Source organism: Duganella qianjiadongensis, from assembly GCF_009857915.1.
Lineage (GTDB): Bacteria > Pseudomonadota > Gammaproteobacteria > Burkholderiales > Burkholderiaceae_D > Rugamonas > Rugamonas qianjiadongensis.
Map to the genome: position 1 here is coordinate 1 of NZ_WWCM01000038.1, position 11,084 is coordinate 11,084.

The window sequence follows — 11,084 nt, forward strand, 5'->3', positions numbered from 1 at the left end:
TAAAGGAGATGGCGAGCCAGGTGTGAAAGCGATCTGGAAGGGGCTGACCAAGATACGACTCGTCGCTGAAGCGCTACGAGAAATGAACTCGGCCTACGACTGAAGCCGAGTTGTGTATAAAGGCATGGCTTAAGTCAGGGAAAATCGACGCAATGTCCTTTGCAACTTCAATAGCAGTTAAGGTGTCATTGGACGAGGAGGAGAAGAACGTAACGGCATCGACCGGTACGGGTTTTGTCGCGGTAACGCAGCCAGATAACAGCAGCGCACATGCCAAAAAGAGTGATTTCAGGTCGCCCAGATTCTTCATCGATTCTTTCATAGTGCTGGGTAAGGAGATTTTTGGTAATTTTTTGGAAAATTTACTCAAATTACCAATATATTATGAAGACCAAATGATAGCCCAAGCTCACCATTTCTACCAATATATTGGGAGAAGTGTTTGGATCCAGGTGTCGCATTCGGTCAAGTTCTTCGGGGGCTACGGCGAGAGGCCGGGTTGTCGCAAGAGCAACTGGCGTTCTCAGCTGAGATCGAGCGAAACTTCGTTAGCCTGATCGAACGAGGAGTGAATCAGCCAAGCATCCGTGTTATCTTCAAGTTGGCCCATGCACTTGGAATTTCTGCTTCCCAAATGCTTCTGTTGGTCGAAAACAAAATGCTTGATGGCCTACGAAGTGACTAGTCTGGTTCCGTCAACGTAATCGAACTCTGCACGCTGAATTTCGTTATTCACCAAGCGTCGGAGGTCGAAGCCTTCTCAGTTGCTCCCTTTTAATGAACCACTAGGCTAACCAACCCCATTGCACAGACATTCTTTAGCGAAGCATATCTCCGAAAATTGGGGCGCGATCGTAGCCCATTATAGGTAATTCCTCTTAAGCTCCAGTCATCCTCGTTTCCTGCTGAAAGGGGAACGAGGAATCACAATCCCTTCCATGCAGCTCTTATATGAACGGAAAGTCCTCCGGGCTGGATAGCTGCGCACCAGCTTGGTGTAGCTGCGGCTGGTGAAAACCAAGCCATTATCCAACCGCAGCAGGAACGGCGCCGTTACCTTGCCCAAGGTTCCGTAGCGTGCAATGAGAGCCTGCTCCAAGGCTGCTTCCGCAGTCTTGGCCTTGCCCGAACGAGACAAATGCCAGCCCAGTAATTCACGGGTAGCCATTGAAACGCTCGACGTTGCCTTTGGTCTTGGCTCGGAATGGGCGATTTTCCTCTTCAAGCTCCGTCATGCGGGCCATCAGGGAGGCATCCATACCGCCGAATTTGGCGCGCCACCTGTAAAACGTCGCCGAGCTCATGCCATGCTCGCGGCATAGCTCGGGGATCGGGTGTGCTGTGGCTACCTAAGTTACAGCGTCCGTCGCACGGCTGTGTCGATTGACGTGACAGTGACGGCCCCGGCTGACGTCGGCGCCGATGATCAGATCTTGTTTTCGCATCTACTTCCTGGATAATTGACGCAACTGCAGGCGTGCAATCGTTTTAAACTCTTGGATTTTAGGATTTGCGCTCTATAATGTTAAATATACTTAACATTACTTGGTTCTAACATGAATCTGGCCCAGATTGGTGGTGAAATTCACAATAAGCGTGTCCAGGCTGGTCTGCTGCAGGAGCACCTGGCCAAGTTTGCTGGCCTTTCCCGCGTCACGATTAATCAATTGGAAAATGGGACGCTGAAGGACTTAGGCTACACCAAGCTCAAGGCCGTGATGGACATTGTGGGTATCGACATGGAAACAGTACACCCCTCTGGATTGAAAAGCGCGCTGGTGATCGCTGCGCGCAGCATCAGCACCAGTTACCGGGACGTCGTGACGCCAGAGATGCTGTCGCTGATGCTTCGTTCCGGCCAGGCACCTGAACAATTCCAGCCGCACTTGATGGCGTTGCTTGATGAGACTCCGCTGCCGGTCGTCGTAAAGGCTGTGACCGAGGCGGCGACGCCGGACGTGCCTGCGAAAAAGATCATGAAGAACTTGAGCTTGTGGGCTGAGCAGTGGCAAGTATGCAGAACAGTCTGGTGATGGCGGGCGATCCGGACATCCCAACGACATGGGAAACACTGTTTTCCAATGCCCTGACGGTCATCGGCGAGATTGCCCGCCATGGCCGCGCCGTTCCGTTCTGGACGTTTGGCGGCGGCACGGTCCTCATGCTGCGCTACGGGCACCGTTTCAGCAAGGACATCGACATTTTCGTCCCCGATCCGCAGTCCCTGGGATTCGTCACGCCTCGCCTGAGCGAGGTCGCAGAGTCGATCACCACCGACTACGTCGAGGGGGCCGGTTACGTGAAGCTGTATCTTGCCGAGGGAGAAATCGACTTCGTGGCGGCGCCGAACCTGACTACACCAGGCTTCGAGATTGAAATGATACTGGGGCAACAGGTCCGGGTGGAGACCTCCGTGGAAATCATCGCCAAGAAGATGTGGCATCGAGGCGATCGCATTACGGGGCGCGATATCTTCGACTTTGCGTTGATTGCTGAGCGGGAGCCCAAGGCACTCATGGCCGCCGCCGAATGGATGGTTCGCCATGCCGCCGCGTTATTCCAGCAACTCGACGAACGATATGAACCGTTAAAAAAGCAATTTGAGGCGGTCGATGCCCTCAATTTTCACCCGACCTTCGACCAGGCCTGTGGCACCCTAAAAGCAATGCTAACAGCCATGCTCGAAGAATCGCCCCAACGAAAACGTGACGCGCCGGACGTTGACGACGGACCGCACGATGGGCCAGCAGTAACGGGAACGTGATGCGTTATCCAAAGCCACAAAAAGGCAACCCTCACAAACTGACGATCGATCAGCAATTTTTTCCAAGGCCTGCATAGCCCGTTTCGCCCGTGAGAATGGCACGGTGCAGGTGCGCCGTAAAAGCGACGAGCAAGATCTGTGGCTAACGCCTGGCAACTCGTACTTTTGCGCACGCCGCCTGTGGGACCAGAAGGCCGAATCCGTCTTCATGAAGGTGATCGAGGATCAGTACCAGGACGTCGCAAAGAACATAGTCGCCGGCGCCGTTACCACGCTTGATGCTGCGATGAATGCGGCTGTCACCGACATGTATCTGCTGTGGACTCTCCGGCATGAACGCTACCTTAATCCGCTTCCTGATATCCGAATGAATATGGTGGCGCCAGAGCGAGAGATGTCGATCGACACGCAAGAGATCCTGGAGGCCAACGGCTATGTGTTCGCTTCGCTGGACAATACCCTCGCCAGCCGTTTCATGACTGGATTGTGCTTTACGATCGAGATGGGCAGGGAGCGGCAACGAATGGCGGGCAAGAGATGGGGTATATTGAAGGCGGCCGATGCCGAATTTCTGGTCCCAGACAATTTTTCGGCATACAGCGTCGTTCCGTTATCGCCTACGATCGCTCTCGTGGAGGGACACGCGGACCAGCAGATCGGTTTCCACCAAGTCGCCGATATCAACGGCCGAGCGGTCCATGGCTCCCGCCGCTACTATTTTGCTCGGGACATCACCCGCTGTCCCATCCTGAAACATCGCATCTTGGATGGCCTGTTCCAGTGCCCGGCGGGCTAGGCAGCTTCTTCTGCTGCGATCAGACCGAGATTCGAAAGCAGCGGCTCCCAAATAAATACCAGCATAAGCACAAGGTCGGGGCCGGAAATACTATTGTTTCGCGTCCTGACCATGATTTCCTGAACGGCGGCTGGCTGCTGCCCGGCAACTGCGGGATCGATTTGAAAGTCGATCGTGGTGATCACTTCGGGGCCCGCGTCCGCATTCACCACAAAATGCTTGGCGGCCGTGGCGAGCTGAAAACTCATGTTCATCCACGGGCTGTTCGCCGTAAGAAAATTGCCAAAATCCCTCGTCCCGGTAATTATGCGGCCGGCGACTCAATGCAGCACGTCAAGCTGGCCTGCCTGGCGTAGGGCCTGATAGACCCAGTCCTTCATCTGCCACGCACTGATCACAGCGTTCATCACGGCATAGGCGCGCTCCGTCATATCGTCGGGCGGCACCTGTCGAAGTGTGCGGGCTTCGAACTGCATTTTGCGAAACAGGTCTGCCGGAGTTTGCAAGGAAAAAGTGCGCGCATTGGCGCCTGCAGGTGGCATAGCGGATATCCTCAAAAGAGACCTGAGCGACAGCTGGGGCGCAGGGATTACGATCTATCTAACTCGTGGGCGATTGCTCACGCTATGTTCCATCCGGCCCTTTGCATACGAGACTGACGCGTCCAGATATCTTAGCGCTGACTTGATGTCCCGCCAACCGACATATTCCATGAGGCTCTTTACGTCCCAGCCATCAGCCGCCGCCCAATTCGCAAACCCCCGGCGCAGCGAGTGGCCGCTGTATGCGTCGGACGAAGCCAGGCCTCCATTTTGGAGAATCGCCCGCAATAAGGGAGCGATGCTGTCGATATGCAGTCCAGTTTCTCCGACATGCCCCCAGCGATCGATTGCGCGATAAACGGGACCGCCAGTCAGTTGCGCGGCACCGATCCAATCGAGATAGGCATCCACGGGGCACAGACGCGACAACGCCGGCGCCCTGAATGTGGTACCGAGGTTTTGCCGATCGCCCTTGGTCCACGCGAGGAAGCAGGTGATGCCTTCACCGGCACTGGCCTCGACATGCTCGACACGCAACCGACTCAGTTCGTCACTGCGAAACCCGCGCCAGAATCCAAGCAGGATCAGGGACTTGTCCCTCAGATTGCGCAGCTCGCCGGCGCGATCATTACCCCGCCGGGCGTCGGCCGCGGCACGATCGAGCGTGCCAACGACACGCTCCAGTTCATCGAGTTGCAGGGGCTTCGCCTGTTTCTCCTGCGCCGGATGCAGCGCCCGGATGCCCCGCATGGCCTGGCGGACGATCGGGGCCTTGGTGGGGTCAGGAAAACCCTGAGCGTTGTGCCATTGGGCGAGCGCCGCCAGGCGCTGCCGCAGCGTGCTGACGGCCAGCGTGTCGGCATATTCCGCCAAGTACTGGGCGACGCCATCGGCGGTGGCGGGCAACATCCCTTTCCATTGCACCTCGAAGTGCTCGATGGCTGCACGGTAGCTTTGACGGGTGTTGTCCCGCGTTGCTGCTTCAATGTATTGATCGAGCTTTGACATGGAGTCAGTGTCCTACCTTGGCCTGGATATAGTTGAATATCGTGCGGGTCGCATTGACGGCCAGATGGGCTTCCGGTTCGCCTAGCAGGTCCTCGGACGGGTGTGCAATGCTACCGTTGTTACGCAGGGAATTGATGGCGTCGATCGCGTTCGCAAACCCGTTCAGCACGCGCACCATGTCATTATCATACGAGCCCAAGTCCTTGAGTATCGGATGTGCCGTGCGCAACGCCTTGAATAGTGCGGTCAATGAGGCATCGTCGGCCACGCTGAGGCCGGCGTCGGCGCACAGGCCTCGGAAATAGCCATGCAGCGCCGTATGCAGGCGGTCGACTGCACTGACCGGGCCGCTGATATGCATAAGGCGTTCGGCATCATTAAGTGCGAGCAAAACCACGTCGCCGCTCGACAGGCTGGCCGGTGCTTCGGTCTTTACACTTTGAACATCCCGGTGCACAAAAATCGATAGGTCCGGGATCTCGGTCAACAGATGGCTGGACAGCTTGGGATGGTTGATGAGCTGATCGACGATATCCCAGCCTTCACGGGTGAAACGCTCAAGCGCCTGCAGGACGCAGTCGCCGTAATCAGGATCTTGCCAATGCAAGCTACGCAGTAACCGGTCATGGCACTGGATATAGTCAGATTGTCCGGACAAATACCCGAACTCACGCCAGTCTTCCACAGTGAATTCGCTGACGATCGCTCGCCTGAGCGCAAGGATAAGCGCACCGCGTTTTTTTGAATCAATGGTGTATTCGTCGAGTTTCACTATCGCTGCCTCCACAGCAAGGAGTCCATGTCGCTGTCCAGCGGGGAATTACAGGGAAAAATTCAGAAAATCGACCGGTTTCGGCCATCACATCGGATAAACTTACTTTATCCGATATAAAATTTAATCGCAATTGCTCTTGGAATTCTGCATATTCTGGTATGTAATAACATGGTATGTAACATATTATCTTATTCATCCTCGGGAGACCCTATGGCACGCAGTGGGCTTTACAAATCGGACGTACTAAAGGCGCGTGACGCCCTCATTGCGCAGGGGGGTGAACCCGTCGGTGGACGCCGTTCGCGTGGCATTGGGGAATACAGGCTCCAAAACCACAATCCACAAGTACCTCAAGGAATTGGAGGAAGAGGATGGCGGCGCCGGCGGCAAGCGCAGTTCGATCAGCGAGGCTTTACAGGACTTGGTCGAACGGCTGGCAGCGCGGCTGCAGGATGAAGCACAGGAACGGATAGCAGCGGCTCGCACCCTATCGGATGCGACGGTGGCCGAACAGGCGGCGCTACTGGAGGCGGCCCAGAACGACAATGCGCAGCAGCGGACCCGCGTGCTGGAGCTGGAAACAGTCCTCCAGGAGCAGGCCGCAGTGCTGGCGGCTAGCCGTAGCGACCAACAACGGGAGTCGACCATGCGCCAGGTCGCAGAACAGCAGGTGGACAACCTGCAGCAACGACTTGCCGAAAATGAAGCACACCGACAATCTCTGGAGGAGAAACACCAGCACGCGCGCCAGGCTCTGGAGCACTATCGCCAGTCGGTAAAAGAGCAGCGCGAGGCCGATATCCGGCGTCACGAACTACAAGTACAGCAAGTGCAGGCCGAGCTGCGCCTGGCACAGCAGGCGGTCGCCATCAAACAAGACGAGATGACCCGCTTGAACCAAGAAGGAGCGAAGTTGGTGTCGGAGTTATCGCACACCAAGCAGGACCTGTACGAGCAGCTGACGCAGGTCCGCAAGCTGGAGCAAAAAGTCGAAGCGCTGCAATCGCTGCAGCTGCGCGCTGCGGATACTGAGCGCCAACTGGTCAGTAAAATTGCCGAAACTGAGCTACTGACTGAACAATTAAACAAAGCCAACGACCAGATGGCTCCGATTAAGGCACAGGCCCGTGAATTGGAGCTTTTGCTGGCCCATGCCAACGCGAAGGCACAGGCACAGGAGCAGATCGGGGAGCAGTTGCGGGCCTGTCTCAGCAAGATCGTCACCACGTCAGTCGCGCCTGAGATAGGAAAGTAAGCCCTCCCTCTCTTTCGCACTACAGCAAGACGCGATGTTTACAACTACAAATAAAATGGCGTACAGGCTTAGCTGAACTGTATCAGTTTAAGCACTCTTTTTTGTGTCTTTGTAATTGATTGATTTTAACAAAATTGTGAGATTTGCGCATTTTTAACCAAGCAAAATGGTATCCTCATGTTCGAAGACCAAGTTCGGCGGATAGTGCATATAGGGTTCTTTTCCCTCCAGTAATACCTACACCGAATCTGTAGAAAGAACTATATGGAAAAACGAATAGCGGTGGAATTATTGCAAGAGGTGCTTAAGTTAACAGAGCATCTCAACACAATAATTCACAAGATTCAAGAAATCACCCCTGAATCTGAGCGTCGTAGTTTTGATTCTCATATGGGACACATGCTTACAGCGTGTGACGAGCATCTTTATCGGCCAATATTAAGGAATTACCCCGAACTGGACCCTCATCGATAGCTCACTGGCTGAGCGTCCTGTGGGCGGCTTAGGCATTCATCTAGTGCGCAGCCTGACGGCGTACGGTTGCTATCAGCGTCAACACCAGCAGAACGTGCTGAAGCTGTGTAAACCCTACTGCACCGAGGCGGGCTAGGATCTGCCGCGTTAGTGATATACAGGCGCATCGCGCACAAGAGTGGTAATGCTTCATCGGCCAAGCGTTCGCCAGTCCTGCTGAGTGCAACGGGTGGTGTTCACCCTTGCCAACGTCAACACCAATGCTGGTGCAGCTATTACAGCTGGTCCAGTACCACCAACTGGCCCACGACGGTCTCGATTCGATGCTTATACCGCCCGTCGTTTGCACTGGCCGGCTGCAGCGGCACTTCGGAATTTGAATGATTCAGACCGGAAAAAGTAGCGTGGCGCTCAAGACGGCGCTGCCTTGACGCTTACGGGTGGGGAGCATCGCCATGCTCAACCAGAAGAATTCCCACCAATCACATCCAAGAATGGCGGACGAAAACCTGAAGCCCAAATTCTCTTCTCTATAATTTTAAGGCCATCAAGCTCAGGATCGTAAGGTGTTCCGTCTTCTAAACGTAACTCGCCAAGCACATTTAGCATTTGGCAATGTCCTTCGACTGCACCAAGCGCTGTAATTAAAGTGCCTATTGGATCGCGTCCGGATACCACTGTTGGTATCAGCGGCGAGGGCCCTGTAGTTACGGTGCATTCATATGATCCAACTGGGGAAGGACGCTCCGCCAACCTGATAGGGCCAATACTGATAAATAATTTACGCTGAATACTCGCGCCATCTCCAGAGCGAGGGAGAAAAGTCAAATTGCGCGTAATTAGTTGGTGATTCATATTCCCTCCTCATGAAAACGGATTAGAAGATACATGCATCTCTGCAAATTGCATTGTTATTTCTCGCCCACGCTTCGCACGCAGCGTATTTTGCCGCGTCTTGTGGCATAACTGCCGCGTTCCAGCAGGCTGTTACCCACATATCCATTTCAGTATCACATCCTTTTAAACATGCGTAGTATTTGGCTATACGAATAATATAATCGCCAGCTGAATATCCTCCATCGTCACCAGGATATTCCCCACCTGGGTCAGCAGGCTCACCACCGCCGTCACCACCGCCATTTCCGTCACAAGATGCGGTCGCATCATCCAAGTCGCAACTGGAGAAAGCCGTAACGCTGTCGCTTATGGAAAAGAATTTTTCACTGATGGAATTTAAACCACTTTTAACAGAGACTCGGGCACTGGAATAGCTGACGAGCATTTTATCAACATTGGAACTAACAAATCCAATCGGTCCTATATTCCTCTCTGCCAATTCATTTTTCTTGGGAGCGCTAGGAAAACCTTCAAGACGAGAACAAATAACTTTGACGCTGTCTGTCTTTAACGCGCACACACTGCCGTATTTTTTCGTAAAAACCAACCAAGAAACGGAACTCCCTTCAATTGGAGGAATAGCTTTTAATGATTGAACTTTTCCCCCGATAGCATTAGGCATTCGCACCTGCTTGCATACTGACTTTTCCTCATCTTTCCAGCACGCGGTCAATGCATGTTGCGGGCCCAAATATACTTCAGTCTTACTACCAAAATCAGATGTACTTTGTGAAGTCTGAGCTGATGCAGGAAATAATAGGTTGAATGAAAGAGCTGTTCCCAAAATACAAAGTAAGATTCCACGGAACTTGCACATGATTGCCTTTCTATTGACGGACAGTAAGAGGAGGTAATTACAGATCTATTCTAAGGAAAGAATCCACCAAGAATTCTCTCAGTTTATCACTTAAGAAATAATAATAAAAACGCAATCAAGATTAGCGCATCATATTTGCTTCGTCGGAAACACTGTACAAATGCTGCCTAATGCGTATTGGCACGATTACGTCAGCATTACGCATTGCTGCGGTCGATCTGGCAAAGCGTAATTGGCCTTGGTGCTGATGGGCAGCAAATGGGCCAGGTGAATGTACGTGATCCACATCGCTTCGGGTTTGGCAAAAACGGCGCTCATAAGTTGGCCAGCTACATAGCAAAGTATTGCTCTAAGCAAATGGATGCTCGGAAATTAGACCAAGAACGCTATTTCCGCTCTAAGGGAATTGTCTTACCTGAGGTCGATTCTGTGCGCCTGTTTTGCACAACCATGCTTGGCGCAGTTCAGTCGGCTTTTAGCATCATGGGGCAGTTGGGATATGAGGGATTGCAAAGCTGGTGCAACAACGGGTTAGGCGTCGTGTGGCTCTCCGGAGCACCTAGAAATGGTGAACTTTCTGACTGTCCTTTTTAAGCTACTAGATATTCTATTACCGAATGGTATACATTGCCTTAAAGAAACTATCAGTATACATTTGTCATATGCAACTTGACCTTTCCCCCTATCAGCAGCTAACTGAAGTAGAGTTGCGTCATATCTATTATGAAATACGTTTGAATTATTATCGAATTCGAAATTTACGTGGTGGAAGGTTTGGGCAGGCCAGACTTAGGAAGTATTACCGCATAGTCGCGAATCTGAAGTTGCAGCTGCAACTAGCGGGAGTGCCGAAACGGGACATCTTGGATTTGCTTGCATGTTGTAGGTGCGAATGTAGCAGGACAAAACAACCATTTACCCCCTGCAAATATTGTTCGTGAATTGCATCTGGTAGAATTGTCAATTATCAGTATTGTCATTCTCTGGAGACGCAAACATGGCTATCATCGTTCTGTTTTTTTTCATTCTGACTATGTATCTAGTGTTTAGATTTGCGAGAAGGCAAGGGCATAGTTATTTTCTAAGTTTTGGGCTTGGAATTCCGGCTTTCATGTTGGTTGTTTATCTATGCCAACTCTTTTTTTCATCCTTTGAGCTTCGAGAAGAATCTTTAGCGTATTCTTTGCCTGATCCGGTTGCCGCAGTGCCTTCTACTGCTCCAATTGTCGAGGTAGACGACGGGATACTCAGTGCAAAGCAACTGTTTTTAGAATATCAAGAAAATGAGGTTGCTGCTGATCTTAAGTATCGAGACAAGCGGTTCAAGATAAAAGGGATTGTTCACAAAATACGAAAAGGTGTATTGGGTGGCATCCTAGTGGATATAGCTACGGTTGATAAAGAAGACGATCTCATTGCTCCTTTTGAAAAGGAGTTTGAAGATTTTGTGTCAAAGCTTTCTAGAGGGGATAAAGTTATACTTGAATGTACTGGTCAAGGCTTTTTCCTTGGTAAGCCTTCGCTGAACGATTGCAGGCCTGAGTAGTGGCTTTTTTGCACAATTAGGAAAAACACCATTTTTATTTAATTGAACAGAGTATGTCAATTCAGCACGTAAACGAACAACTCCGGACCTGTCAGGAATTTTGTGTGCCGGGGTCGCGGTTCGTAGTTAATTAATCGCGTTGGTGAAGCGTTCCCCAAACAGAATGGCAAACTGGTTTGCTGCCATCTTCCAAGTTCGCTGCGGCATCTT

The 11,084-nt window shown here is 52.1% G+C and carries 14 protein-coding genes and 1 pseudogene; 7 read left to right on the forward strand and 8 right to left on the reverse strand.

Annotated features, from left to right (window positions below; genetic code table 11):
- Window positions 1-442 precede the first annotated feature (442 nt).
- Complete coding sequence (locus GTP27_RS22900) at window positions 443-685, forward strand: helix-turn-helix domain-containing protein (RefSeq protein WP_161038835.1); 243 nt, start codon at window positions 443-445, stop codon at window positions 683-685.
- Window positions 686-889: 204 nt separating this feature from the next.
- On the opposite strand, the gene GTP27_RS22905 is transcribed toward GTP27_RS22900, so the two are convergent.
- Window positions 890-1,168 carry a transposase family protein gene (locus GTP27_RS22905; protein ID WP_229634302.1) on the reverse strand — a complete coding sequence of 93 codons (279 nt, stop codon included), beginning with the start codon at window positions 1,166-1,168 and terminating at the stop codon, window positions 890-892.
- Window positions 1,155-1,334 (reverse strand): annotated as a pseudogene (locus GTP27_RS23935) (transposase); the annotation flags it as partial. The gene GTP27_RS22905 and the pseudogene GTP27_RS23935, both read right to left, overlap by 14 nt.
- A 222-nt stretch (window positions 1,335-1,556) precedes the next feature.
- On the opposite strand from GTP27_RS23935, the gene GTP27_RS22915 reads away from it, so the two are divergent.
- From GTP27_RS22915 to GTP27_RS22925, 3 genes are all read left to right on the forward strand, one after another.
- A complete protein-coding gene (locus tag GTP27_RS22915; RefSeq protein ID WP_161041405.1) occupies window positions 1,557-2,033 on the forward strand; it encodes a helix-turn-helix domain-containing protein in 477 nt (158 codons plus the stop codon).
- Window positions 2,015-2,764 carry a nucleotidyl transferase AbiEii/AbiGii toxin family protein gene (locus GTP27_RS22920; RefSeq protein ID WP_229634303.1) on the forward strand — a complete coding sequence of 250 codons (750 nt, stop codon included), beginning with the start codon at window positions 2,015-2,017 and terminating at the stop codon, window positions 2,762-2,764. Before GTP27_RS22915 ends, GTP27_RS22920 begins: the two co-directional genes overlap by 19 nt.
- Before the next feature lie 103 nt (window positions 2,765-2,867).
- On the forward strand, window positions 2,868-3,560 hold the full coding sequence (locus GTP27_RS22925; RefSeq protein ID WP_161041406.1) for a hypothetical protein: 693 nt from the start codon (window positions 2,868-2,870) through the stop codon (window positions 3,558-3,560).
- Here GTP27_RS22925 and GTP27_RS22930 read toward each other — a convergent pair.
- From GTP27_RS22930 to GTP27_RS24315, 4 genes are all read right to left on the reverse strand, one after another.
- On the reverse strand, window positions 3,557-3,808 hold the full coding sequence (locus tag GTP27_RS22930) for a hypothetical protein (RefSeq protein ID WP_161041407.1): 252 nt from the start codon (window positions 3,806-3,808) through the stop codon (window positions 3,557-3,559). The two genes, GTP27_RS22925 and GTP27_RS22930, sit on opposite strands and share 4 nt — an antisense overlap.
- Before the next feature lie 72 nt (window positions 3,809-3,880).
- Window positions 3,881-4,102 carry a hypothetical protein gene (locus GTP27_RS22935; RefSeq protein ID WP_161041408.1) on the reverse strand — a complete coding sequence of 74 codons (222 nt, stop codon included), beginning with the start codon at window positions 4,100-4,102 and terminating at the stop codon, window positions 3,881-3,883.
- A gap of 54 nt (window positions 4,103-4,156) precedes the next feature.
- On the reverse strand, window positions 4,157-5,110 hold the full coding sequence (locus GTP27_RS22940) for a site-specific integrase (protein WP_161041409.1): 954 nt from the start codon (window positions 5,108-5,110) through the stop codon (window positions 4,157-4,159).
- Window positions 5,111-5,114: 4 nt separating this feature from the next.
- The gene (locus tag GTP27_RS24315) at window positions 5,115-5,882 is read right to left on the reverse strand and encodes an abortive infection family protein (protein WP_161041410.1); all 768 of its coding nucleotides are present in this window, start codon (window positions 5,880-5,882) and stop codon (window positions 5,115-5,117) included.
- Between the two features lie 280 nt (window positions 5,883-6,162).
- Here GTP27_RS24315 and GTP27_RS22950 point away from each other — a divergent pair, with 280 nt between their 5' ends.
- Window positions 6,163-7,140 carry a DNA-binding protein gene (locus GTP27_RS22950; RefSeq protein WP_161041411.1) on the forward strand — a complete coding sequence of 326 codons (978 nt, stop codon included), beginning with the start codon at window positions 6,163-6,165 and terminating at the stop codon, window positions 7,138-7,140.
- A 933-nt stretch (window positions 7,141-8,073) separates the two neighbouring features.
- Here the strand turns inward: GTP27_RS22950 and GTP27_RS22955 are convergent.
- Both GTP27_RS22955 and GTP27_RS22960 read right to left on the reverse strand, forming a co-directional pair.
- Window positions 8,074-8,469, reverse strand: a complete 396-nt coding sequence (locus tag GTP27_RS22955; protein ID WP_161041412.1) for a hypothetical protein — start codon at window positions 8,467-8,469, stop codon at window positions 8,074-8,076.
- Window positions 8,470-8,491: 22 nt separating this feature from the next.
- Window positions 8,492-9,328 (reverse strand): hypothetical protein, encoded by an 837-nt coding sequence (locus GTP27_RS22960; RefSeq protein WP_161041413.1) that lies wholly within the window; start codon window positions 9,326-9,328, stop codon window positions 8,492-8,494.
- Window positions 9,329-9,532: 204 nt separating this feature from the next.
- Here GTP27_RS22960 and GTP27_RS22965 point away from each other — a divergent pair, with 204 nt between their 5' ends.
- Both GTP27_RS22965 and GTP27_RS22970 read left to right on the forward strand, forming a co-directional pair.
- Window positions 9,533-9,922 (forward strand): hypothetical protein, encoded by a 390-nt coding sequence (locus tag GTP27_RS22965; protein WP_161041414.1) that lies wholly within the window; start codon window positions 9,533-9,535, stop codon window positions 9,920-9,922.
- 403 nt (window positions 9,923-10,325) lie between these two features.
- Complete coding sequence (locus tag GTP27_RS22970; protein ID WP_161041415.1) at window positions 10,326-10,874, forward strand: OB-fold protein; 549 nt, start codon at window positions 10,326-10,328, stop codon at window positions 10,872-10,874.
- Window positions 10,875-11,084 lie beyond the last annotated feature (210 nt).

Excerpts from the sequence above, each read along its gene's own strand:
- GTP27_RS22935 (WP_161041408.1), bottom strand. The coding sequence starts at position 4,102 with ATGCCACCTGCAGGCGCCAATGCGCGCACTTTTTCCTTGCAAACTCCG.
- GTP27_RS22915 (WP_161041405.1), top strand. The coding sequence starts at position 1,557 with ATGAATCTGGCCCAGATTGGTGGTGAAATTCACAATAAGCGTGTCCAG.
- GTP27_RS22970 (WP_161041415.1), top strand. The coding sequence starts at position 10,326 with ATGGCTATCATCGTTCTGTTTTTTTTCATTCTGACTATGTATCTAGTG.
- GTP27_RS22940 (WP_161041409.1), bottom strand. The coding sequence starts at position 5,110 with ATGTCAAAGCTCGATCAATACATTGAAGCAGCAACGCGGGACAACACC.
- GTP27_RS22955 (WP_161041412.1), bottom strand. The coding sequence starts at position 8,469 with ATGAATCACCAACTAATTACGCGCAATTTGACTTTTCTCCCTCGCTCT.
- GTP27_RS22905 (WP_229634302.1), bottom strand. The coding sequence starts at position 1,168 with ATGGCTACCCGTGAATTACTGGGCTGGCATTTGTCTCGTTCGGGCAAG.
- GTP27_RS22920 (WP_229634303.1), top strand. The coding sequence starts at position 2,015 with ATGCAGAACAGTCTGGTGATGGCGGGCGATCCGGACATCCCAACGACA.
- GTP27_RS22930 (WP_161041407.1), bottom strand. The coding sequence starts at position 3,808 with ATGAGTTTTCAGCTCGCCACGGCCGCCAAGCATTTTGTGGTGAATGCG.
- GTP27_RS22960 (WP_161041413.1), bottom strand. The coding sequence starts at position 9,328 with ATGTGCAAGTTCCGTGGAATCTTACTTTGTATTTTGGGAACAGCTCTT.